Here is a 23291-nt window from a genome sequence, read left to right on the forward strand (position 1 = left end):
TTTACTTGACATGTTTTTCTGCATGATAAGAAGATCTAACTAATGGACCACTTTCTACGTATAAAAAACCCATTTTTATTCCAATTTTCTTCAATTCATTAAATCGTTCTGGAACAATAAAAGAATGAACTGGATAATGATTTAAAGAAGGCTGTAAATATTGCCCAATTGTTAATATATCTACTCTAGATTTTTTAATGTCTTCCATTGTTTCTATTATTTCATCATTTTTTTCTCCTAATCCTAACATGATGCCAGTTTTTGTACGAATGTGTTGATTTGTTTTTTTAATATAGTAAAGTACTTGAAGGCTTCGATCATATTTAGCTTGAACTCTAATTTTTTTTGTTAATCGAAGGACCGTTTCTATATTATGTGAAATCACTTCCGGTTTCATATTGATAATTTGATCTATTATTTTTTCTTCACCTTTAAAATCAGGAATTAAAGTTTCTATTGTTATGGACGAATTCAATTTTCGTATTTGTTGGATCGTTTCTATCCATATAGAAACTCCCATATCTTGTAAATCATCTCGATTGACAGATGTTAATACGGCGTGTTTAATGTTCAGTAATTTGATTGATTTTGCAATTTTACCAGGTTCTTTCCGATCTAGTTTTTCAGGCTTTCCTGTTTTAACACCACAAAATCTACAAGATCTTGTACAAACATCGCCTAATATCATAAATGTAGCAACACCTTTTCCCCAACATTCTCCTAAATTAGGACAACTTGCACTTTGACAAATTGTATGTATTTTGTAATCATTGACTAATTGATGTAATTCATTATATTTTTTTCCTGATGGAAATTTTACTTTGATCCATATTGGTTTTTTTTTAATGATATTCATAATGATTTTTATTAATATTTCTTATTTTTTCTTATATTTCGATGATATAATAATTAGTCTAAAAACAATTTATTCCTTAAATTAATAATAATTTTTTTACATTTTACTCTATTTTATTTTCATAAAAAATGAAAATCACAGTAAAAGACATAGTTTCTAACTTAGAAAGTTTTGCGCCCGTAGAATATGCAGAATTATACGATAATGTAGGTCTCATGACTGGTTCGTTATATCATACGGTTACAAACATATTAATTACTTTAGACCTAACAGAAGAAGTATTGATAGAATCGATAAATAAACGATGTAATCTGATTATATCTTTTCACCCTGTTATTTTTAAACCGATTAAAAACATAACAGGAAAAACTTTATACGAAAAGATTTTAATATATGCCATAAAAAATGATATATCCATTTATGTAATTCACACTAATTTAGATTCCATATGGAATGGATCGGTTTCACATATATTTCAATTATTAGGTATTAAAAAGGAAAAAGTACTGATTCCAAAAAAAGGATATATTCAAAAGTTGAATACTTATGTACCGATGAAATACGCAGAAAAAGTAAGAAAAGCTTTATTTAAAGCAGGAGCTGGAAATATATCGAATTATAGTCATTGCAGTTTTAATTTTGATGGAATTGGAAGCTACATGGGAAATGCCGTATCGAATCCTTCTTTTGGATATAAAAAAGTATTTCATATGGAAAAAGAAACTTGTATTGGGGTTATTTTTCCATCTCACAAATTAAACATGATCAAACAAGCTCTTTTTCAAAGTCATCCTTATGAAGAAATTGCTTATGAAATATACAATATAGAAAATATTCATCCTTATTTAGGATTAGGATTGATTGGAACTCTTGATAAAGAAATGAATGAAAATGATTTTCTTTTGTTTATAAAAGAAAAAATGGATTTACCTTTTATTCGACATTCTCCATTCTTAAAAAAGAAAATAAATAGAATTTCTATAATAACTGGATCCGGTCGTTTTGGTATTGATCATGCTATAAAAGAAAATACACATTCCTTTATTTCTTCTGATTTAAAATATCATGATTTTTTTCGATCTGAAAACAAAATTTTGATCCTAGATATAGGACATTACGAGTCTGAAAAATTTAACAAAAAGTTAATCAAAATGTTTTTGAAAAAACATTTTGATTCCATTCTTATTCACGAATCAAAAATTAACACAAATCCAGTTAAATATTTTTTTTAAATAAAAATTATACAAAATTTATGTTCGATAACAAAGAAAATACGGAAGAATCTATATCGGATAAATTGAGAATGTTATATCAGATTCAATTATTAGATTCTAAGATGGATGAAATCAAAGAATTTCGTATGAATATTCCTATAGAATTAGAATATTTGAAAAAAGAATTAGACAAATTAAAACATATCATCAAAAAAATATTTGGAGAAATTGATCTTATCAAGGAAGAAATCAATAAACAAAATAAAAAAATCAAAGTATCCAAAACATTGATTAAAAAATATGAAAAACAAATAAACAAAATCAAAAACAATAAAGAATTATTTTCTATCGAAAAAGAAATCGATTATCAAAAATTGGAAATTCAATTATCAAACAAAAAAATCACAATTTGTAACAAAAAAATTCAAAATAAAAAAAATATTCTAGAAAAAAAAAATAAAATATTAAAAGATCAAAAAAAATATTTTTTGCATAAAAAAAAAGAATTAGAAAAAACTTTATTAGAAAATGAAAAAGAACATAAAATTCTTTTAGATAAATATTTTTTTTCATGCAAAAAATTAGATAATAATTTGTTAAAAATATATCAAAAAATAAGAAGTAGAGTAAAAAATGGAATAGCTATTTCACCTGTACAAAGAGGAGCTCCATTAGGATCTTATTTGGCTATTACCCCTCAAAAATATTCTGAATTAATACAATGCAAAAAACTATTGATAGATGAACATAGTGGAAGAATATTAATAGATGAAAAAATAGCTGAAGAAGAAAGGAAAAAATTTGATGTATCAGGTCATAACAAAAATATCAAATAATTTTGTATATGGTAAAAATCTATTCTTCAACAAATATCATAGTCCAAATGAAAAATTTTGAATTACTAGAAGTTAATTCAGGTATGATCAAAAATTTGAATGAATTTTTTTCCAAAATAGCAAATGTCATCATGTTTATTTGTAATCATTGTCCATACGTAAAACATATTAACAAAGAATTAGTCAATTTATCCAATTTTTTTATTCCGAAAGGCATTTCTTTTATAGCAATTAATTCTAATGACATAAAACAATATCCAGAAGACTCACCTGAAAATATGAAAAAAACATCTATAAAATTAGAATATCCTTTTCCATATTTTTTTGATGAAAAACAAGAAGCAGCAAAATATTTTGGAGCAAAATGTACTCCTGAATTTTTTGTTTTTTTAGGAAATGGAAAACTATGTTATCATGGACAATTAGATAATTCTAGACCAGGAAATCAAATTCCAACTACAGGACATGATGTAAAACATATCTTAAATAAGATTTTAACAAGAGAAAATATAAATGAAATCATAATCAAACCAAGTAGTGGATGTAATATTAAATGGAAACAATAATATCCTTATGATGTTTCCTAATGATATTTACAAAATATTGAATGGATTCACTCATATTTTTTTTTAATAAACCTCCTGCTGCATTTTTGTGCCCACCTCCATTAAAATATTTTCTAGAAAATAAATTGACATCAAAATCACCTTTTGAACGTAAAGATATTCTAATTGGATATTGTCTTTTTTCTTCGAAAAAGAAAACGGATAAAACCATATTTTCAATTCCTAATCCATAGTTCACTATATTTTCAACATATCCTTTTTTATAAGAACATAATCGAATATCTGACTCCTCTATATTTGTATAAACAGTTCGATATTTTTTCATGATTTTTAATTTTTCTAAAGCGATAGATAACAATTTTAATCGATTCTCATGATATTTTTCTTGTAAATGTTCATGAATAAAACCGATATCAATTCCTTTTTCCATTAATTTTCCTGCAATAAAATGTGCTTCTGCATTTACAGAAGGGTATCGAAAGTAACCAGTATCCGTTATTAATCCAACGTATAAACATGTTGCAATTTTTGCATCTATTTTATCTAAATTATTCATATTTGATATCAATCGAAATACAAGTATGCTTGTAGACGAAGCATTGGAGTCATTCAACATAAAATCAAAAGACAATGGAAGAGGATGATGATCTATCAATATTTTTTTTGCCTTTGAAGATAAACAGATTTTTTCTAAGTGTTTTATTCTCGATAAATTGTTAAAATCTACAAAAAAAATATAATCAGAATTCATTATTTTTTTTTCTATAAGATATTTTTTTGTATCAGAAAAAACAATAATTTCTGTAATCTCAGGTAACCAATCAAAATCATGAGAAAATTCTGTAGGGGATATCAAATCAACATCATGATTTAATGTTTTTAAATATAGGAACAAAGCCAAAGAAGATCCTAAGGCATCTCCATCTGGATTATTATGTGTTAGTAATACTATTTTTTTTTTTTTTATCCCACTAATATGAAAATATATCATATCAAAATTTTTTGTTTCTAGTTAATCCTAATTCTTTTCCTTTTTTTAACATGAGTAAATAAGCAGAATGATATTCATTAGGAATTTTTCCTTCTAATATAGAATCTTTAATATAATCTTTGATTATTCCTATTATTTGACTCGGATTAACATCGAAAACTTTCATAATATCATTCCCTGTTATAGGTGATTTCCAATTTATCATTCGATCTTTTTTCTCTATTTTTTTAATTTTTTTCATAAGAAATAAAAAATTTTTTTTATATTTTATTTTTTTTTCCAAATTATGAGTAGTAATATCTGCTATACATAATTTGATTAAATCATCTATATCATCTCCCACATCAAATAATAATCTACGTATAGCTGAATCACTAATATTTTCTTGTACTAATGTCATTGGCCTGAAACTATTTTTTACTATTTTTATGACATAATTCATAGAACGTCCTTTTGGTAATTTTAAACGTTCGAATATATTCGAAATCATTTGACTACCTACAAGCTCGTGAGAATGAAATGACCATCCTATTTTAGATGAAAATTTTTTAGTATAAGTTTTTCCTATGTCATGAAGTAAAGCAGACCATCTCAACCACAAAGAATTATTTTTATCCATACTAATATTATCCACTACTTGTAGTGTGTGATCAAAGTTGTCTTTATGTATAAATCCGTTTCTTTCTTCTACTCCTTTTAATGAAATTAATTCTGGCAATATCAATGATAATAATCCGGTTTGATATAGAAGATATAATCCAATAGAAGGCTGATTAGTTAATAAAATCTTATTGATCTCTTCTGTTATTCTTTCTTGAGAAAGGATATGTATTCTATGTCTATTCTTTCGAATAGACTTAAAAGAATTTTTTTCAATACTAAATCGAAGTTGAGTGGAAAATCGAATAGCACGAATCATTCGTAATGGATCATCTGAAAATGTAATATCTGAATTTAGAGGAGTTTTTAATATTTTTTTTTTTATATCTAATAATCCATTAAATGGATCTATAAGATCACCATAATTTTTATAATTGAGACTAATTGCTAAAGCATTAATTGTGAAATCTCTTCTATTTTGATCATCTTGTAATGATCCTGAATGGATCATTGGATTTCTACTTGAATAATGATAAGATTCTTTTCGAGAATTCACAATTTCTATCCTTTTATTATGATATTCTATCATAGCTGTTCCATATCGTTTAAATATTTTGACTTTCGGATAACATTTTCTGAAATGGAATATTTCCTCAGATATTGTTTCTACTAAACGAATAGATTCTCCTATGGTTAAAATATCAAAATCTTCCGATTTAATTTTTCCTAATAACAAATCTCGAACATAGCCTCCTACTATATAACTATCTTGTTTGATTTGTTTGGAACAATCTCTTATAATTCGAAAAATTTCTTCTTGATGAAGATAATAAGCTAAATTCATGCAATTATTTACATAAATTATGTACGAAATATTTTAATTCTATTTGATAGAATCTGTATAATTTGAGAATTTTTATGATGCGCTTTTTCTTTTCTTTTTAATTTTACAGCATAATCTATGTTAGATAAAATATAAGGTGCAATTTCGGAAAAAGATTTAGGAGTATTAAATCCTGATATATTAGCAGAAGTCGAAATAATTGGTCTATTTAATTTTTGTATTAAACATTTACAAAATGGATCGTGTGTTAATCGAATAGCTAACGTATTTCCTTTATAAAAAAATTTGTCGAATATTCTTTTTTTTACTTGATATATTATCGTAATAGGTTTTTGATTTATTTGATCATTATATAAAATTAATTGTTGAGTAAATATGGATATTTTTTTTCCCAATAATTCATACAAACGATCTATTTTATCCACTAAAATAATCATAGGTTTTGAAAAACTTCTATTTTTGATTCTATATATTTTTTTTACCGCATTTATATCAAATGCGTCACATCCTATACCCCAAACTGTATCCGTAGGATATAATATATTTTTTCCATTTTTTAAGAATTTCACACTTTGATCTACTTCATCTTGAAAACACATAAAAAAACTATTCAATTTAAATCACAATATTATGAGTTCTTAAAGCATCATTTAAAGACGTTTTTTTATTTGTACTTTCTTTTCTTTTTCCTATGATCATAGCGCATGGAGCATAATAAGTTCCTGCAGGAAATTTTTTTGGATAAGAACCGGGAATGACTACAGAATGTTCTGGTATAAATCCTTTTATTTCAATTGGATGATCATCTTGAGTCACATCAAAAATCTTTGTAGAAGATGTTAATACGACATTTGCTCCTAATACGGAACCTTTTTTGATAATCACACCTTCAACTAAAATGCATCTAGATCCAATAAAAACATCGTCCTCAATAATAACGGGATAAGATTGTAATGGTTCCAATACACCTCCAATTCCAACTCCACCACTTATATGAACTCTTTCTCCAATTTGTGCACAACTTCCTACAGTAGCCCACGTGTCTACCATCGATTCTTTTCCTATATAAGCACCTATATTTACATAAGAAGGCATGAGTATAACTCCGGGTGATATGTATGATCCATAACGAGCAACTGCATGAGGTACTACACGTATTCCTTTTTCTTCGAATTTATTTTTTACGGGAATTTTATCGTAAAATTCTAATGGTCCTATTTCCATTTTATTCATTTTTTGAACAGAAAAAAACATGATAATCGCTTGCTTTACCCATTCATTAATTATCCACCTGTTTTTCAAAAAACTACATACTCTAATTTTACCGGATTCTATCATATTAATAACATTAGTTATTAAATGTTTGATGTTTTTATCCGTTGACCATGTATTTTTTCTTTTCCAAGAATTTTCTACTTCTAATTGTAATTGTTTAATATTGTTATGATTCACTTTCAAAAAATTTATCAATAACAAAAATAAAAAAAAATGAGATAAAAAAATAAAGAAATGAAATATATTTTATATTTGTTACAAATATGGCAAAAATATTGGGTATAGACTACGGAAAAGTAATTACTGGATTATCTATTTCGGACGAAAAAAAAATATTTGCATTTGGATTAGAAGCTATTCCTACTAAAAATTTAATGAAATTTTTTAGTTTGTTTTTTTCTTCTGAAACAATAGAAAAAGTAATTATTGGATTACCAAAAAAATGGAATAACCAACCAGAAATTTTAATAGAAAAATATATTCAGAAATTTATCTATAAATTTCGTATACAATATCCTAAAGTTCTTATAGAAAGATTAGATGAACGTTATACATCGAAAATAGCTTTTCATTCCATGATAGAATTAGGATTAAAGAAAAAAGTAAGAAGAAAAAAAACCATATTAAATCAAATTAGCGCGATTCTTATCCTACAATCTTATCTTTCTCAACAAGAAAAATGTAAAAAAAATTAATTTATATCATCATTATATTTTATGATCTTACCAATTATACTTTATGGAAATCCTATTTTAAGGAAAAAATGTTTGGATATTAATTTGAATGATTTTGAAAAAATAAAAATAAATCAATTGATAACAAACATGTTTGAAACTATGCATAAAGTAAAAGGTATAGGATTAGCGGCTCCACAAATTGGAAAAAGCATTCGACTTTTTATTGTTGAAACTCCATTCTTTACCGGTACAAAATTACTGTATTATAAAGAAGTTTTTTTAAACGCAAAAGTATTAAAAATTTATGGAAAAACATATCCATTTCACGAAGGATGTCTCAGTTTACCAGGAATTATCGAATATGTAACAAGAAAATCATATGTTTTAATCGAGTATTATGACAAAAATTGGAAAAAACAAAGAAAAAAATTTATGGGAATATGTGCTAGAGTTATATTACATGAATACGATCATATAGAAGGAAAACTATTTATCGATTATTTTTCTGATTCAAAAAAAAAACGAATAAGAAATAAATTTTTTTCTTTGAAAAAAAAGATTGTTAAAAATATATAATATCAATAATCTGTTTTAATATATCGGTATTATTCATAGAAATATCGGATAAAAACTTTCTATTAATATTTATTTTCGATTCAGCCAATTTTTTCATGAATTCCGAATATGATTTTCCATATTTACGAACACCAGAATTAATACGTGTAATCCAAAGAGATCGAAATTTCCTTTTTTTATTTTTTCTTCCTGAAAAAGAATATAACAAAGATTTTTCAACAGCATTCTTTGCTACTGTATATACTTTACTTCTTGATCCAAAGTAGCCTTTAGCCGATTTTAATATTTTTTTTCTTCTTCTTTTAGAAGAGACTGCATTCGTAGATCTTGGCATGAATTTATATTTGTTTTTTTATATTATTTATATCTGACTTTTTCAAAATAGAATATTTAGAAAGATGGCGTTTTCTCCTTTTTGATTTTTTAGTCAGTAGATGATTTTTAAAAGCTTGCTTTCTTTTTATATATCCATTCGATGTGATTCGAAACCTTTTTTTTGATCCTGATTTTGTCTTTAATTTAGGCATAAAATTATCGATTATTTTTTAGGTGTCAATATCATATACATTCTTTTTCCTTCCATGATAGGCATTTGCTCTACTTTTCCATATTCTTCAATTTCTTCTGCAAATTTTAATAATTTCATTTTTCCCTGTTCTTTATATACAATGGAACGTCCTTTAAAGAAAACAAATACTTTAACTTTGTCTCCTCGCATTAAAAATTTTTCAGCACTTTTTATTTTAACTTTTCCATCGTGATCTCCGATTTGAGGACCAAATCGGATTTCTTTCGTATTGACTTTAACTTGTTTTGCTTTAAATTGTTTTTTTCTTTTTTTTTGTTCGTATAAAAATTTCTTATAATCTAGTATTTTACAAACTGGAGGATTCAGCTTAGGATTAATCTCTACTAAATCTAAATTTCTCTCTTTTGCAATGGGTATAATTTCTTGGGTAGGATATATTCCATTTTTTATGGATAAATCTCCAACTAAACGAATGGTATGAGATCCAATTTTTTTATTGATACGATATTCTTCTTTTTTTCTTGGAATTGGTCTACGGATTCGTTTTCTTCTATTTCCTTTTGAAAACTTCTTTTTGATAATATACAGTTTTAAAGTTTACTTTATCCAAAATTATTTGTATTCCATCATGAATAGGGTAATATCCTATATGACCTAAGCCATGACCTCGTAATGAAATCATTTCATTCTCTTTTTCTTTGTATCCTAAAATAATCATGTAAGGAATTTTATCATTTTCAGAATCACGAATTTTTTTATTAATTTTTTCATTTCTTTCGTCAATAAAAGAACGTATATCATGATTTGATATCAAATTTAAAATTTTTTTTGCATACATGATATATTTATCACTAATAGGAAGTATGACTACTTGATATGGAACGATCCATGAAGGGAGTTTTCCTTTTGTATGCTCTATCATTATAGCTATAATCCGTTCTAAAGATCCAAAAGGAGCTCTATGTATCATAACTGGTCTACATTTATCATTATATTTTCCTCTATAGTACAAATTAAATATTTCAGGTAAATTATAATCAATTTGAATTGTTCCAAGTTGCCAGCTCCTATCTAAGGAATCTTTGATCAAAAAATCTAATTTTGGGCCATAAAATGCTGCTTCTCCATAATTAATAGATGCATTGATTTTTTCATTTTTTACTAATTGTAGTATGATTTTCTCAGCTTTATCCCAATTTTCTTTTGATCCTATATAATAATCATGTTTTTTTGGATCTCTAAGAGAAATTCGAATTTTATATTTGGAGAAACCCAAACATTGGAATACATAAAATACCAAATTGATTACTTTTTTAAATTCTTCTAAGAGTTGATCATATGTGCAAAAAATATGTGCATCATCTTGCGTAAAAGATCGAACACGCGTTAATCCATGAATTTCTCCACTTTGTTCATACCGATACACAGTTCCAAATTCCGAGAATCGTTTAGGAAGATCTCGGTAAGACCATTCTTGAGATTTATATATTTCACAATGATGAGGACAATTCATTGGTTTTAAAAGAAACTCTTCTCCTTTATGAGGAGTTTGGATAGGTTGAAAACTGTCTTTTCCATATTTATTCCAATGACCACTTTTTATATATAATTTTTTGTGTCCAATATGTGGAGTAATAACCATTTCATATCCTGATTTTTTTTGAATTTCGTTTAAAAATTTTTCTAGATTATTTCTAATTGTAGCTCCTTTCGGCAACCACAATGGTAATCCAGCACCTACTCTATCAGAAAACATGAATAATTTTAATTTTTTTCCTATTTTTCTATGATCTCTATCATCAATATTTTCTTTCGATAATACAGTAGATTTATCCATGATAAATAGATTGTTATTTTAATAAAAATAAGTATAACATTGAAGCTAAAATACATCCTAAAATAGGACCTATTATGGGTATAATAGAATATTTCCAGTATATATTTCCTTTGTTAGGTATTGGTATAATAGAATAAATGATTCTAGGACCTAAATCCCTCACAGGATTAATAGCAGGACCAGTAGAACCACCTAAAGATAAAACAATACCCAAAATAACCAAAGCAGGAGGTAAGGCTCCTAAAGAACCTAAACCAATTGGATATTTTTTTTCAAGAAAAAAAAAGGAACCTTCCGTTGTTAAAAAAAGGGAAATAAAAATAAACATAAAAGTAGCTAAAACTTCACTAATTAGATTCGAATATAAATTATTAATGGATGGAATCGTTACAAAAACAGATAACTTATCTTGTTCATTTTTTGTTTCATAAAAAAAATCCTTATATAGAAGCCATACAAGTAAAGAACCCAACATAGAACCAATTAATTGAGACATAATATACAATGGAACTAAATTCCAATTAAATTTTCCAATTATAGCTAAACTTATTGTTACACATGGATTCAAATGAGCGCCGCTATAAGGAGCAGCAACTAATACACTCATAAAAACGGCTAAAGCCCATCCTAATGTAATTGTCAACCATGATCTATGATTACTCGATCCTTTTGTTTTTGATAAAATAACATTTGCAACTACACCATTTCCCAATAATATTAAAATTGTAGTACCAATGATTTCTGCATATACTTTTGTCATTATTTTATTTTTATGATGCAATAAATAAACAATAAATATATATAATAAATATGATCTATTCTTGAATGGACCATGAACGAGTAGTTTTGATTGCTTTTTTCCACCCTTGAATTCGTTCTATACGACTATTCATTTTTTTAGGTTCAAAAACTTTTTCCAATTGCCATTTATTTTGAATATCTTCTAAACTACTCCAATAGTTTACAGCTAGTCCAGATAAATATGCAGCTCCTGCGGCAGTTAATTCCGATATCTTTGATTTTACTACTCTCACGTTTAAAATATCAGATTGAAATTGCATTAATAATTGATTAACAGTTGCTCCTCCATCTACACGAATTTCTTTTATAGAAATACCCGAATCGGCTTCCATTGCTTTCAATACATCCATATTCTGAAATGCAATACTTTCTAATGCAGCACGAACAATATGAGCAGAAGAAGTACCTCTCGTTATTCCAACAATAGTACCTCTTGCTTTCTGATCCCAATATGGAGCACCTAATCCAGAAAAAGCAGGAACAATGTATAATCCTTCTGTATTTTCTACTGAATTTGCTAATTTTTCCGCATCATGTGATGATATCAGTATCCCTAATCCATCTCTAAGCCACTGTATAACGGCTCCTGCAATAAAAACACTTCCTTCTAAAGCATATTGAACTTCATTTTTAATTTTCCAAGCTATAGTCGTTATCAGATTATTTTGAGAAAAAACAGGATTATTTCCAACGTTCATAAGCATAAAACATCCTGTTCCATAAGTATTTTTTACCATTCCAACTTTAGTGCACATTTGACCAAATAATGAAGCTTGCTGATCTCCTGCAATTCCTGATATGGGAATTTTATGTGAAAGGATGTGTCCGGTTGTATAACCGAATATTTCACTGGAAGATTTCACTTCTGGTAACATAGTTATTGGAATATCAAATAAATTAATTAACTCATTATCCCAATGAAGAGTATGAATATTAAATAACATAGTACGAGAAGCGTTTGTTACGTCCGTAACATGAATTTTTTTTCCCGTTAAATTCCATATTAACCATGAATCAATAGTTCCAAACGCCAATGTTCCAGAAATTGATTTTTTTCTAGCTCCAGATACATTATCTAATATCCATTTAATTTTTGTAGCAGAAAAATAAGGGTCAATAACAAGTCCAGTTTTTTTTCTAATCATATCTGTCAATCCTTCTTTTTTCAGAAAATCGCAGTATGTCGAAGTTCTTCTATCTTGCCATACTATAGCATTGAAAATAGGGATTCCCGTTGTCTTATCCCATACAACAGTTGTTTCTCTTTGATTTGTAATTCCTATAGATATAATATTTTTTCCTTCTAAATTTGCTTTTAGAATGGCTTCTAGAGCAACAGAAGCTTGTGTTGTCCATATTTCTTCTGCATTATGTTCTACCCATCCTGGATAAGGATATATTTGTGTAAATTCTCTTTGAGCTATGGAAATAATATTTCCTACTTTATCAAATACAATTGCTCTAGAACTAGTAGTTCCTTGATCTAAGGATAATACATATTTTTTCATAAAAAAAGAAGGATTATTATAACTTGTTTCAAACATTGGGATAATAATAATGCATAGCTAATTTTTTGAAAGAATCTATCTGTGATTCTTCCCATTTTTTATCACGAGAAAGTTCCTTTGCCATTAATGATGCTATTTTTGGAGCTATATCAATCGCATATTTTGCATTTAAAAATAATAAACGAAATCTTCTCGCCAGTACATCCTCAATAGTTCTAGCCATTTCATATCGAACCATCCATACAACTTCTGCTTCAGTAAAATAAGGATAAAAAGAATAGTGATGATGTCGAAATAGGGATTTTCCCAAAAAAGGATTTTCTTTAATAAATTTTTTTATATGATGTATATCTTTTCCATATTTATTCCAATAAACATGACTTTCATTCGTTTCTTTAACATCATATCCATATATTTTAAGATTTTTTGTAATAGAAGGTTTTTTTTTAAAATTTCCTATTTCAATAGCTTTATCTACTGTATCTTCAGCCATTTTTCTATATGTAGTCCATTTTCCTCCTATAATACTTATTAATCCAGAAGAACTAACTATCAGTTTGTGATTTCTGGAAAGATCTTTTGTTTTTCCTTCAATAGAATCATTATGTGAAACAAAAAGAGGACGTAACCCAGAAAAAACACTTAATATATCATGTTTTTTAGGAATTAATAGAAAATACTTTTGAAATGTATGTAATATAAAATTTATTTCTTTTTCTAAAGGAATGGGTTCTAAAAGACATTTTTCTAAAAATGTATCCGTAGTTCCAACTAATACATGATCATACCATGGAACACAAAATAAAATTCTACCGTCTGATGTTTTTGGAATAACAAGAGCTTTTTTACTGATAAAAAAAGACTTATTTAATACAATATGAGTACCTTGGCTAGGTTTTATCAAAAAAGGTGGTTGTGTTGAAACATTATCCATTTTCAATATAGAATCGGAGAATACTCCCGTAGCATTTATCACTACTTTTGAATAGATCAAATATTCTTTTTTTGTTTCCATATCACATGCTACAACTCCATGTATTTTATTTTTTTCTTTTTTTAAAAGATTAATTACTCGAAAATAATTAAGTAAAACTCCTCCTTTTTGTACACAAGTTTGTGCTAAATTAATAGCTAAACGAGAATCATCAAATTGACCATCGTAATATAAAATACCTCCTTTTAATTTTTCAATTTTAATTTCAGGTATATTTTGAATAACTTCTCTTTTAGATAAAAAAATGGATTTTCCAAAACTTAAAGCCCCAGACATCCATTCATATATTTTCAACCCAGTCCAATATAATAAACCCATTTTCCAATTAAAAATTGGAATAATAAATTGTTGTTTTTTTACTAAATGTGGAGCGTTTTTTAAAAGAAAACCTCTCTCTCGTAAAGCTTCATAAACTAATTTTATATTTCCTTGGGCAAGATATCGAATTCCACCATGAACTAATTTTGTACTACGACTAGAAGTTGCTTTAGAAAAATCAGACTGTTCTAAAAGAAGAGTTTTATATCCTCTAGAAGAAGAATCTAAAGCAATACCCAATCCTGTAGCCCCGCCTCCAATAATAATAATATCCCAAACATTGACATCTTCTAAAATGTTTAAAAAATGATCTCTATTTAGAAAACCTTTCATCATGATCATAAAAAATAATTTGAAAAAAAATGTAAATATTGATATTTTGACAATTCTTGACGAACAAAATTAATTAAATTTATTTGATTGATTCATCATTTCTGAAATAAAATTTTTCATCATTTTCTTACTATCCGAATTAGAATTTATTTTTTTCATCATTTTACTAATGTCATTAAATTGTTTCAAAAAAAAATTAACATCATTTAAGGATGTTCCAGAACCTTTGCTTATCCTTTTTTTTCTTTGAATATCACAAACTATTTTCGGATTATTTCTTTCATAAGGAGTCATAGAATAAATAATAGATTCTATCTTTTTAAAAGAATGAGTATTCCCAATACCAATATTGGAAGAAACATATTGACTCAATCCTGGAATCATAGATATCAAGTTTTTAATATTTCCTATTTTTTTGATTTGTTTTATCTGTTCCAATAAATCATTAAAATCAAAACAGTTTTTTGAAATTTTTTGATATAATTTTTTTGTTTTCTTTTCATCAAACTTTTCTTGAACTTTTTCTACTAAAGAGACAATATCTCCCATACCCAATATCCGATTAGCTATCCTATCCGGATGAAAAACTTCCAAATCATCGATTTTTTCTCCATTACTGATAAATTTAATAGGTTTACCAATTATACTAGAAATAGTTAAAGCAGAACCACCTTTACTATCTCCATCTAATTTTGTCATTACAATTCCATCAAAATGTAATATTTTTGAAAATGAATCTGCGGTATGAATAGCGTCTTGCCCTGTCATAGAATCAACAACAAATAAAATTTCATTTGGATTAGAACATTTTTTGATAATTTGTATTTCTTTCATCATGATTTGATCAATAGCAAGTCGACCAGCTGTATCAATAATAATCACATTTTTTTTCAATTTTGCAGCGTATAAAATAGATTCATTTATTATACTCGTAATGTTCCCTGTTTTCATCGAAAATACAGAAATATCTTTTTTTTTGGCAAGGAAATGTAATTGTGCAATGGCAGCTGGCCTATGTATATCTGCAGCAACTAATAAAGGATTATGATTTTTTTTTTTTAAAAAAAAAGCAAGTTTAGAAGAAAAAGATGTTTTTCCACTTCCTTGCAATCCACATATTAAAATGATAGTAGGATTTTTGGAAAGATCTATTTTTACATTTTTACCCCCCATAAGAGATACTAATTCATCATATACTATTTTGACAATTAACTGTTTTGGATTTAAAGAATTTAAAACCTTTGTTCCAATAGATTTTTCTCGAATTTTTCGAATAAACTCTTTTACAACGTGATAATTAACATCTGCATCTATAAGGGATTTACCTATTTCTTTAATAGAAGATGCTATATTAGTATCTGTAATATGACCTTTTCCTTTTAGGATATGAAAAGCTTGATTTATTTTATTTTGTAAATTTTCAAACATAATTAAATATTTTTTTACATTCTTTCAATCATATCGATTCCTAATAAATTCATGCCTAATTTTATGGTATTTCCTGTAATATGAACGAGGTTCATGCGAAAATTACTTCGAATGACATTTTTCGGATTGATTAATTTTTTATTTTGATAAAAATGATTGAATAACTTAGAAACTTCGTATATATAATTAGCTAATAAAGATGGATTAAAATTTAAATATGATTTGTTTAATACGAAAGGATATTTTTGAAGAATTTTTATCATACATTTCTCATATGTATTTAATGTAATAGTAAACCAATCATAATGAGTAATAGAACATACATCAAAAAATTTTTTTTCGATAGAACGAATTCTAGAATAAGTATATTGAATATATGTACCTGTATTTCCTTTCATATCGATTGATTTATTGGTATCGAAAATAATTTCTTTTTTGGGGTCTATCTTAAGAAAATAAAATTTTAAAGCTCCTAAACCTAGTATTTTATAACTTTCTTTTTTTTTATCTATTAAAGATTTTTTTAGAAATTTTTTTTCTGCAATTTTGATCATATTTACAATAATATTATCTGCATTTACAACATTCCCTTTTCTAGATTTCATTTTACCACTTGGTAAAGAAACCATTTCATATGATAAATGATGTAATTTATCAACCCATAAATATCCTAAACGTTTTAATATTTTGAAAAGAACTTGAAAATGATAATCTTGTTCTTTCCCTACGATATAAATTAATCGATCAATTTTATGTTTTCTAAAACGTTCTACTGCATTTCCTATATCTTGCGTAATATATAAAGAAGTTTGGTCTGATCTTAACAAAAGTTTTTCATCGAATCCATCCTTTGTTAAGTCAATACAAATAGATCCATCTTGTTTTTGATAAAAAATTTTCTTATAAAGACCTTCTTGTACTATATCTCTTCCAATTTGAAAAATATCGCTTTCATACTCTGTCCAATCAAAACATATACCAAGATCTTTATAAGTTTTTTCAAACCCACTATAGACCCATTCATTCATCTTTTTCCATAAATGCATTGTTTGATGATCCCTATTTTCCCACTTTTTCAATAAACTTCTAGCTTCCTTTAATATCGGTACATCCACTTTTTGTTCTGGATCTTTTTTAGAAATATGTTTTATTTCATTTTGATAAAGATTCTCAAATAAATGATAATATTTTCCAACGAAATGATCTCCTTTCATTTGAACATCATTAGGTGTTTGATCTGATCCAAATTTTTTCCAACAGAGCATCGACTTACAAATATGAATTCCTCTATCATTAATAATTTGAATTTTGGTAACTTTATGTCCAACAGCCTCTAATATGTTTGATAATGATGATCCTAGCAATGCATTCCTTAAATGACCTAAATGTAAGGGCTTATTTGCATTAGGTGAAGAATATTCGATCATAATTTTTTTAGAAGAAATTTTGAACTTATAAAAATCTGGATTTAACATATTCATCAGAATATGAATATAGTAATCATTTGTAAAAATGAAATTTAAAAATCCTCCTACAATAGAAAATTGAATGGATTGATCGAATCGATTTTTTACATAATTACCTATTTCATATCCTATTTTTTCTACATGTTTATTGATTATTTTTGATAAAGGAAATAAAATTAAAGTCAGATCTCCTAAACAATTTTTTTTAGTATATTGAAACTTTAGTTTCGGAGAAGGATTTATTTTATATAGACATGAAATAGATTCTTTTGTTATTTCCTCTATAGATTGAAAAAAATGATCATTCATAATGATAAACAAATCTTTTAAAAATATTTTTTTAATCGGAACCTCCATCCAAAATCATCTTTTGATAAATTATGTTGTATATCTAATAATTTTTTTTTCAATTTTATAGACAATCTTTGATGAATAGGTAATTTAGGTAAAAAAAAATTTTTATTTCGATAACTTATAATTTCAAAAAAATTGATAACAACAGCAGTTCCACATCCAAAAGCTTCTTTTAATTCTCCTTCTCTTATTCCTTCTATAATCTCCGATACATTCAATTCTCTTTCTTCGACAACAATTCCTTCCTTTTTAGCTATAGATATGATACTTTTACAGGTAATTCCATTTAATATATTATCGTTTGCTTTTGGAGTGATTAACTTATTTTTAATCCAAAAAAACACATTCATAGTCCCAGATTCTTCTATTTTTGTATGTGTAGAAGAATCCGTCCATAATATTTGGTCATATCCTTTTTCATGTGCAAGTCTAGTTGGATAAAAAGAAGAAGCATAATTTCCAGCAGCCTTAGTAAAACCCACTCCTCCTGGAGCAGAACGACTGTATATTTCTTCAATTTTTACTTTTAAAGGATTTTTATAATAAGAACCTGCAGGAGTAGATACAATCATAAACATATAATCTTTAGCCGGTTTTGCTGATAAAATTCCATTTTTTGCTATTAAAAAAGGACGAATATATAATGATTCTCCATATTTTTTAGGAATCCAATTTCTATCTATATCTATCAATCTTTGCAATCCTTCCATGAATATATATTCTGGAATTTTTGGCATTTCTAAACGAATAGCAGATTGATTGATTCTATTAAAATTTTCTTTTGGACGAAACAAAAAAACGTGATTTTTTTTGTCTTTATATGCTTTCATTCCTTCAAATACAGCTTGACCATAATGAAAAACAGGAGATATAGGAGAAAGCATGATATCTCCAAAAGGCTTGATCATCGAATTTTTCCATTTTCCATTTTTAAATTCAGAGCAAAACATATGATCCGAATAATGATTTCCAAAAGAAATATTATTAAAATTCATATTTTTTATTCTTGAACATAATGTTTTTTTTATTTTCATAAAATTAAAAATATTAATACAAATGAATTAAAATACTTTTTTTTCCAAAAAAAAATCAAATGTTTAATTTGTATGTATGATTTTTAATACTTTTTCTATAATATCTTCAACAGAAGGTTTTGAAAAATAATCTCCATCTGAACCATAAGGAGGTCTATGTTCTTTAGCAGTTATCGTGGAAGGAGGACTATCTAAATAGTAATAACCATTTTGTTCTTCTAATATTTTTTGTAAAATATAAGCGGAAGCTCCACCTGGTACATCTTCATCTATGATTAATAATCTATTTGTTTTTTTTAAGCTTTTTACAATATCTTTTTGTAAGTCAAAAGGTAATAAAGATTGAATATCTATGATTTCAGAATCGATATTCATCTTATATAATTCTTCTGCTGCTTCATTAACTATTCTCCATGTAGAACCATAAGTAACAATAGTAATATCATTTCCCTTTCTAGTTATTTCTACTATTCCTATAGGATTTTTAAATATACCTAAATTAGTTGGAAGTTTTTCTTTAATTCTATATCCATTTAAACATTCAATTACTAAAGCTGGATCATCCGATGAAAGTAATGCATTATAAAATCCAGCTGCTTTTACCATATTCCTTGGAACAAGAATCACAATTCCTCTTAAATAATGAATAAGTCCTCCCATAGGAGATCCAGAATGCCATATACCTTCTAAACGATGTCCTCTAGTTCGAACAATAAGAGGTGCTTTTTGTCCACCTTTTGTTCTATATTGTAGACACGCCAAATCATCACTCATAATTTGTAAAGCATATAAAATATAATCTATATATTGAATTTCTACTATAGGACGCAGCCCTCGCATAGCAAGACCAATTCCTTGTCCAATAATAGTAGACTCTCTAATTCCAGTATCAAAGACTCGATTTTTTCCATATTTTTTTTGCAATCCTTCTAATCCTTTATTTACATCACCCATTTTTCCTACATCTTCTCCAAAAATGATCAGATCAGGATACATTTTCAATAATTTATCAAAATTTTCTTTTAAAACAATTCTTCCATCTACTTCCATATTTTTTTTATCGTTATATATAGGATATATTTCTGATACATTTTTTGCAGAATTTTTCGATATACTATATAAATGGGAAGAATAATTGTCTTGTTCACATTGATACTTTTTTTGAATCCATTCTATTAGAATTTTTTTGGAATTATAATTCACATCGGATAATAAATATGAAATTTTTCGTGCAATACGAAATACAGTTTTTTTTGTCATCAAATATTTTAAATCATGTAATTCTTGTATGTATTTGATAACATATTTTCTAATCCATTTTTTTTCTGGATATTCAATATGTATATTTTGAAAAATATCCAAGACTTCATTCCTTATTTTAAATATTGGTTTTTGAAAAGAATTCCATGCTTTTTTTTGCTCATTTTTTACATATTCTTTAGCTTCTAAATCTATTTTATCTAAAAAACAAACATTTGTTATTTTTTGACATATTTTTTTATTTTTATGATAGTTTATAATCCATTTTCTGAATTGATTGATTCCATCATTATGAAATTCCCATTCTAAACGTTCTTTTGTTTTGTATCTTTCATGTGAAGAAGAAGAAGAATGTCCTTGAGGTTGTGTTAATTTTTTCACATGAATAATAACTGGAACATGTTCATTCCGTGCTATTTGATTTGCATGTGAATATGCATTTATAAGATCTATGTAATGAGATCCATTTACTTGTATGATTTCAATTCCTTTTTCTTTTTTATTTCTAATAAATCCATATAATAAATCACTAATATTTTTTTTTGAAAACTGATATTTATTATGGACAGAAATTCCATATTCGTCATCCCATATGGAAAGTATCATAGGTATTTGCAATACTGCAGATGCATTTAAAGTTTCCCAGAATACACCTTCAGATATACTAGCATTACCAATTGTTCCAAAAGCAACTTCATTTCCATTTTTCGAAAATTTTTTATGTGTCTTTTTCAAGTTTTTCAATTCTTTGTACATTTTAGAAGCGTGAGCCAAACCTAATAAACGAGGCATTTGAGATGCTGTGGATGAAATATCAGCACTAGAATTTTTTTTCAAAATCATATTTTTCCAACTACCATCTTTATTTAAAAACCGCGTACCGAAATGTGATGTCATCATTCTGCCAGACGAAATAGGTTCGAATTCTATATCAGAATGAGCATATAATTGTGCAAAAAAATTTTTTACGGTTAAAACTCCTATAGCCATCATAAAAGTTTGATCTCTATAATATCCAGATCGAATATCCCCATTTTTAAAAACTTTGGCCATAGCTAATTGAGGTAGTTCTTTTCCATCTCCAAATATTCCAAATTTAGCTTTTCCACTTAAAACTTCTTTTCTACCTAAAATGCTAGTTTCCCTACTTATTCTTGCTAATCTGTAATCATTTAAAACCATTTTTTTAAATAAATCAAAATTTTTTTTTTCATTAAAAAGAATATTTTCATATATTTTTTTTTTCATAAATCCTACTTTTTAATAGATATAAATGAAAGAATTTCTATTTATCAAATTCTTTATTTAATTTTAGTTAACTCCTTTTGAAAACAAATATTATCAATGGTATATGATTTTTTTTATGATAATAAAACTACTTTTTCTATTATCAAACCAGATTCCGTAAAAAAAGGATATATTATCCCAATATTTTCTATAATATATAGAAAAGGATTTCATATAAAAGCATTAAAAATGATAAAAATAACAAAAGAATCAGCTAAAAAATTTTATGAAGAACATAAAAATAAATACTTTTTTGAATCTTTAGTAGAATTTATGTCTTCAGGCCCTATTATTCCAATGATATTAGGAAAAAAAAATGCAGTAAAAGATTTTAGAATATTAATAGGAGATACCAATCCACTAATAGCTAAAAAAGGTACTATCAGAAATTTATATGCTTCTTCTATAGAAAGAAATGCTATTCATGGATCAGATAACATAAAAAAAGCATTAATAGAAGGAAAATTTTTTTTTTCTAATGAAGAAATTTTTTTCAAGAAAAAAAATTTTTAATAAAAAATGAAAAAAAGTTTTTTAATCATCATTTCTTTTCTTTTCATGTCTATATTCATTATGGGGATGTGGAGTATTCACATATATAATAATTTAGTCAAATTAAATGAAAATGTAAAAACTCAATGGAGCCAAGTAGAAAATGTTTGTCAGAGAAGATATGATTTAATTCCAAATTTAGTAAATACAGTGAAAGGATCTGCAGATTTTGAAAAAGATACTTTAAATCAAATAGTAAGAGAAAGGTCAAAAGCTTATTCTTTTCAAGTCGATCCAAATAATCTGAATCAAAACCAAATAAATAAATTTCAAAATTTACAAGAAAATTTAAATCGATACATGGGAAAGTTATTACTAATAGTAGAAAAATATCCTAATTTAAAATCAACAGAAAATTTTCATGATCTTCAAAATCAAATAGAAGGAACTGAAAATAGAATAAACATAGAAAGAAATCGATTCAATCAACAAGTTAATAATTTTAATATATATAGAAATCAGTTTCCTATAAATATGATTGGACACTTTTTTCTAGAATTTAAAAATAAAGGATATTTTACATCAAAAATTGAATCAAAAGAACCATATTCCGTATATTTTTATCATTAATACAAAAACATAAAATCAAAATTTTGTATGTTATGAAAACAATTATAAAAATTGTATTATTCCTATTTATTATTTCAAATTTTACGATACAAGCACAAAATCAGATTCCTAATCCTCCGTATAAAATATATCCTATTCAAGATTATGCAAAAATATTATCTGAAAAAGAAAGATTATTACTGAATAATAAACTAATTTCTTATTATAAAAAGACATCTACAGAAATAATAGTTATTATTATTCATAATCTTCATGGAGAAGATCCAAATATCATAGCAAATGAATGGGGACAAAAATGGAAAATTGGAAAATTATATAAAAACAATGGTATTGTTATTTTAATATCTATAGATGATAAAAAAATATCTATTCAGAATGGATATGGAATAGAACCTTATATTACAGATATTATAACTGGAAACATTATCAAAAAAGTTAATCCATATTTAAAAAATCGAATGTACTATCAAACTATCAATTCCATTGTCAATGAATTATCCAAATTTTTAAAACATCATTTTAAAAAAAAAATCATGTTCCAAAAAATTCATGGATTTTTAGTTTATTTATCGTAATCCTCTTTTT

At 26.1% G+C, this 23291-nt stretch carries 24 protein-coding genes; 8 read left to right on the forward strand and 16 right to left on the reverse strand.

Annotated elements, in window-relative coordinates:
* Nucleotide 1: 1 nt before the first annotated feature.
* Nucleotides 2–856 (reverse strand): lipoyl synthase, encoded by an 855-nt coding sequence (gene lipA / locus H0H35_RS00750; RefSeq protein WP_185883056.1) that lies wholly within the window; start codon nucleotides 854–856, stop codon nucleotides 2–4.
* 128 nt (nucleotides 857–984) lie between these two features.
* On the opposite strand from lipA, the gene H0H35_RS00755 reads away from it, so the two are divergent.
* From H0H35_RS00755 to H0H35_RS00765, 3 genes are read left to right on the forward strand one after another with little or no spacing between them, the layout of a single operon-like run.
* Nucleotides 985–2088 (forward strand): Nif3-like dinuclear metal center hexameric protein, encoded by a 1104-nt coding sequence (locus H0H35_RS00755; protein WP_185883057.1) that lies wholly within the window; start codon nucleotides 985–987, stop codon nucleotides 2086–2088.
* A gap of 20 nt (nucleotides 2089–2108) precedes the next feature.
* On the forward strand, nucleotides 2109–2906 hold the full coding sequence (locus H0H35_RS00760; RefSeq protein ID WP_185883058.1) for a zinc ribbon domain-containing protein: 798 nt from the start codon (nucleotides 2109–2111) through the stop codon (nucleotides 2904–2906).
* 8 nt (nucleotides 2907–2914) lie between these two features.
* The gene (locus H0H35_RS00765) at nucleotides 2915–3472 is read left to right on the forward strand and encodes a thioredoxin family protein (protein ID WP_185883059.1); all 558 of its coding nucleotides are present in this window, start codon (nucleotides 2915–2917) and stop codon (nucleotides 3470–3472) included.
* On the opposite strand, the gene H0H35_RS00770 is transcribed toward H0H35_RS00765, so the two are convergent.
* The 4 genes from H0H35_RS00770 to H0H35_RS00785 are packed head-to-tail and all read right to left on the reverse strand — an operon-like array spanning nucleotide 3456 to nucleotide 7344.
* Nucleotides 3456–4463 carry a DHH family phosphoesterase gene (locus H0H35_RS00770; RefSeq protein ID WP_185883060.1) on the reverse strand — a complete coding sequence of 336 codons (1008 nt, stop codon included), beginning with the start codon at nucleotides 4461–4463 and terminating at the stop codon, nucleotides 3456–3458. The two genes, H0H35_RS00765 and H0H35_RS00770, sit on opposite strands and share 17 nt — an antisense overlap.
* A gap of 1 nt (nucleotide 4464) precedes the next feature.
* Nucleotides 4465–5907, reverse strand: coding sequence for a CCA tRNA nucleotidyltransferase (locus H0H35_RS00775; RefSeq protein ID WP_185883061.1), 1443 nt, complete (start codon nucleotides 5905–5907; stop codon nucleotides 4465–4467).
* Between the two features lie 17 nt (nucleotides 5908–5924).
* The gene (locus H0H35_RS00780) at nucleotides 5925–6506 is read right to left on the reverse strand and encodes an L-threonylcarbamoyladenylate synthase (protein WP_185883062.1); all 582 of its coding nucleotides are present in this window, start codon (nucleotides 6504–6506) and stop codon (nucleotides 5925–5927) included.
* A 16-nt stretch (nucleotides 6507–6522) separates the two neighbouring features.
* Complete coding sequence (locus tag H0H35_RS00785; RefSeq protein ID WP_185883174.1) at nucleotides 6523–7344, reverse strand: 2,3,4,5-tetrahydropyridine-2,6-dicarboxylate N-succinyltransferase; 822 nt, start codon at nucleotides 7342–7344, stop codon at nucleotides 6523–6525.
* A gap of 101 nt (nucleotides 7345–7445) precedes the next feature.
* On the opposite strand from H0H35_RS00785, the gene H0H35_RS00790 reads away from it, so the two are divergent.
* Entirely contained in the window at nucleotides 7446–7877 is a 432-nt protein-coding gene (locus tag H0H35_RS00790) for a RuvX/YqgF family protein (protein ID WP_185883063.1), read from the forward strand.
* 21 nt (nucleotides 7878–7898) lie between these two features.
* A complete protein-coding gene (def, locus tag H0H35_RS00795; protein WP_185883064.1) occupies nucleotides 7899–8435 on the forward strand; it encodes a peptide deformylase in 537 nt (178 codons plus the stop codon).
* On the opposite strand, the gene rplT is transcribed toward def, so the two are convergent.
* From rplT to H0H35_RS00850, 11 genes are all read right to left on the reverse strand, one after another.
* The gene (gene rplT / locus H0H35_RS00800; protein WP_185883065.1) at nucleotides 8422–8769 is read right to left on the reverse strand and encodes a 50S ribosomal protein L20; all 348 of its coding nucleotides are present in this window, start codon (nucleotides 8767–8769) and stop codon (nucleotides 8422–8424) included. The two genes, def and rplT, sit on opposite strands and share 14 nt — an antisense overlap.
* Before the next feature lie 4 nt (nucleotides 8770–8773).
* Nucleotides 8774–8962, reverse strand: a complete 189-nt coding sequence (gene rpmI / locus H0H35_RS00805) for a 50S ribosomal protein L35 (protein ID WP_185883066.1) — start codon at nucleotides 8960–8962, stop codon at nucleotides 8774–8776.
* Nucleotides 8963–8973: 11 nt separating this feature from the next.
* Nucleotides 8974–9492: a translation initiation factor IF-3 gene (infC, locus tag H0H35_RS00810; RefSeq protein WP_185883175.1), complete on the reverse strand. Its 519-nt coding sequence runs from the start codon at nucleotides 9490–9492 to the stop codon at nucleotides 8974–8976.
* A 22-nt stretch (nucleotides 9493–9514) separates the two neighbouring features.
* Nucleotides 9515–10801, reverse strand: coding sequence for a threonine--tRNA ligase (thrS, locus tag H0H35_RS00815; protein ID WP_185883067.1), 1287 nt, complete (start codon nucleotides 10799–10801; stop codon nucleotides 9515–9517).
* A 13-nt stretch (nucleotides 10802–10814) separates the two neighbouring features.
* Nucleotides 10815–11561 (reverse strand): MIP/aquaporin family protein, encoded by a 747-nt coding sequence (locus tag H0H35_RS00820; RefSeq protein WP_185883068.1) that lies wholly within the window; start codon nucleotides 11559–11561, stop codon nucleotides 10815–10817.
* A 55-nt stretch (nucleotides 11562–11616) separates the two neighbouring features.
* A complete protein-coding gene (glpK, locus tag H0H35_RS00825; RefSeq protein WP_185883176.1) occupies nucleotides 11617–13110 on the reverse strand; it encodes a glycerol kinase GlpK in 1494 nt (497 codons plus the stop codon).
* A gap of 28 nt (nucleotides 13111–13138) precedes the next feature.
* Complete coding sequence (locus H0H35_RS00830; protein ID WP_202985180.1) at nucleotides 13139–14758, reverse strand: glycerol-3-phosphate dehydrogenase/oxidase; 1620 nt, start codon at nucleotides 14756–14758, stop codon at nucleotides 13139–13141.
* A gap of 66 nt (nucleotides 14759–14824) precedes the next feature.
* Complete coding sequence (ffh, locus tag H0H35_RS00835) at nucleotides 14825–16183, reverse strand: signal recognition particle protein (RefSeq protein WP_185883069.1); 1359 nt, start codon at nucleotides 16181–16183, stop codon at nucleotides 14825–14827.
* A gap of 14 nt (nucleotides 16184–16197) precedes the next feature.
* The gene (argS, locus tag H0H35_RS00840) at nucleotides 16198–18006 is read right to left on the reverse strand and encodes an arginine--tRNA ligase (RefSeq protein WP_317167201.1); all 1809 of its coding nucleotides are present in this window, start codon (nucleotides 18004–18006) and stop codon (nucleotides 16198–16200) included.
* The gene (locus tag H0H35_RS00845) at nucleotides 17976–19037 is read right to left on the reverse strand and encodes a branched-chain amino acid aminotransferase (protein WP_185883070.1); all 1062 of its coding nucleotides are present in this window, start codon (nucleotides 19035–19037) and stop codon (nucleotides 17976–17978) included. Before H0H35_RS00845 ends, argS begins: the two co-directional genes overlap by 31 nt.
* A gap of 63 nt (nucleotides 19038–19100) precedes the next feature.
* Complete coding sequence (locus H0H35_RS00850; protein ID WP_185883071.1) at nucleotides 19101–21545, reverse strand: alpha-ketoacid dehydrogenase subunit alpha/beta; 2445 nt, start codon at nucleotides 21543–21545, stop codon at nucleotides 19101–19103.
* A gap of 96 nt (nucleotides 21546–21641) precedes the next feature.
* Between H0H35_RS00850 and ndk the strand changes: the two genes are divergently transcribed.
* From ndk to H0H35_RS00865, 3 genes are read left to right on the forward strand one after another with little or no spacing between them, the layout of a single operon-like run.
* A complete protein-coding gene (gene ndk / locus H0H35_RS00855) occupies nucleotides 21642–22097 on the forward strand; it encodes a nucleoside-diphosphate kinase (protein ID WP_185883072.1) in 456 nt (151 codons plus the stop codon).
* 6 nt (nucleotides 22098–22103) lie between these two features.
* Nucleotides 22104–22706, forward strand: a complete 603-nt coding sequence (locus tag H0H35_RS00860) for a LemA family protein (RefSeq protein WP_185883073.1) — start codon at nucleotides 22104–22106, stop codon at nucleotides 22704–22706.
* Between the two features lie 32 nt (nucleotides 22707–22738).
* Complete coding sequence (locus H0H35_RS00865) at nucleotides 22739–23281, forward strand: TPM domain-containing protein (RefSeq protein WP_238892352.1); 543 nt, start codon at nucleotides 22739–22741, stop codon at nucleotides 23279–23281.
* The last annotated feature ends 10 nt before the right edge of the window (nucleotides 23282–23291 follow it).

It is taken from the genome of Blattabacterium cuenoti, assembly GCF_014252435.1.
Classification (GTDB): domain Bacteria; phylum Bacteroidota; class Bacteroidia; order Flavobacteriales; family Blattabacteriaceae; genus Blattabacterium; species Blattabacterium cuenoti_X.

What these genes read in the sequence shown, in the direction of transcription:
- lipA (WP_185883056.1), bottom strand. Translation starts at nt 856, where the DNA reads ATGAATATCATTAAAAAAAAACCAATATGGATCAAAGTAAAATTTCCA.
- H0H35_RS00755 (WP_185883057.1), top strand. Translation starts at nt 985, where the DNA reads ATGAAAATCACAGTAAAAGACATAGTTTCTAACTTAGAAAGTTTTGCG.
- H0H35_RS00760 (WP_185883058.1), top strand. Translation starts at nt 2,109, where the DNA reads ATGTTCGATAACAAAGAAAATACGGAAGAATCTATATCGGATAAATTG.
- H0H35_RS00765 (WP_185883059.1), top strand. Translation starts at nt 2,915, where the DNA reads ATGGTAAAAATCTATTCTTCAACAAATATCATAGTCCAAATGAAAAAT.
- H0H35_RS00770 (WP_185883060.1), bottom strand. Translation starts at nt 4,463, where the DNA reads ATGATATATTTTCATATTAGTGGGATAAAAAAAAAAAAAATAGTATTA.
- H0H35_RS00775 (WP_185883061.1), bottom strand. Translation starts at nt 5,907, where the DNA reads ATGAATTTAGCTTATTATCTTCATCAAGAAGAAATTTTTCGAATTATA.
- H0H35_RS00780 (WP_185883062.1), bottom strand. Translation starts at nt 6,506, where the DNA reads ATGTGTTTTCAAGATGAAGTAGATCAAAGTGTGAAATTCTTAAAAAAT.
- H0H35_RS00790 (WP_185883063.1), top strand. Translation starts at nt 7,446, where the DNA reads ATGGCAAAAATATTGGGTATAGACTACGGAAAAGTAATTACTGGATTA.
- def (WP_185883064.1), top strand. Translation starts at nt 7,899, where the DNA reads ATGATCTTACCAATTATACTTTATGGAAATCCTATTTTAAGGAAAAAA.
- rplT (WP_185883065.1), bottom strand. Translation starts at nt 8,769, where the DNA reads ATGCCAAGATCTACGAATGCAGTCTCTTCTAAAAGAAGAAGAAAAAAA.
- rpmI (WP_185883066.1), bottom strand. Translation starts at nt 8,962, where the DNA reads ATGCCTAAATTAAAGACAAAATCAGGATCAAAAAAAAGGTTTCGAATC.
- thrS (WP_185883067.1), bottom strand. Translation starts at nt 10,801, where the DNA reads ATGGATAAATCTACTGTATTATCGAAAGAAAATATTGATGATAGAGAT.
- H0H35_RS00820 (WP_185883068.1), bottom strand. Translation starts at nt 11,561, where the DNA reads ATGACAAAAGTATATGCAGAAATCATTGGTACTACAATTTTAATATTA.
- glpK (WP_185883176.1), bottom strand. Translation starts at nt 13,110, where the DNA reads ATGAAAAAATATGTATTATCCTTAGATCAAGGAACTACTAGTTCTAGA.
- H0H35_RS00830 (WP_202985180.1), bottom strand. Translation starts at nt 14,758, where the DNA reads ATGATGAAAGGTTTTCTAAATAGAGATCATTTTTTAAACATTTTAGAA.
- ffh (WP_185883069.1), bottom strand. Translation starts at nt 16,183, where the DNA reads ATGTTTGAAAATTTACAAAATAAAATAAATCAAGCTTTTCATATCCTA.
- argS (WP_317167201.1), bottom strand. Translation starts at nt 18,006, where the DNA reads ATGGAGGTTCCGATTAAAAAAATATTTTTAAAAGATTTGTTTATCATT.
- H0H35_RS00845 (WP_185883070.1), bottom strand. Translation starts at nt 19,037, where the DNA reads ATGAAAATAAAAAAAACATTATGTTCAAGAATAAAAAATATGAATTTT.
- H0H35_RS00850 (WP_185883071.1), bottom strand. Translation starts at nt 21,545, where the DNA reads ATGAAAAAAAAAATATATGAAAATATTCTTTTTAATGAAAAAAAAAAT.
- ndk (WP_185883072.1), top strand. Translation starts at nt 21,642, where the DNA reads ATGGTATATGATTTTTTTTATGATAATAAAACTACTTTTTCTATTATC.
- H0H35_RS00860 (WP_185883073.1), top strand. Translation starts at nt 22,104, where the DNA reads ATGAAAAAAAGTTTTTTAATCATCATTTCTTTTCTTTTCATGTCTATA.
- H0H35_RS00865 (WP_238892352.1), top strand. Translation starts at nt 22,739, where the DNA reads ATGAAAACAATTATAAAAATTGTATTATTCCTATTTATTATTTCAAAT.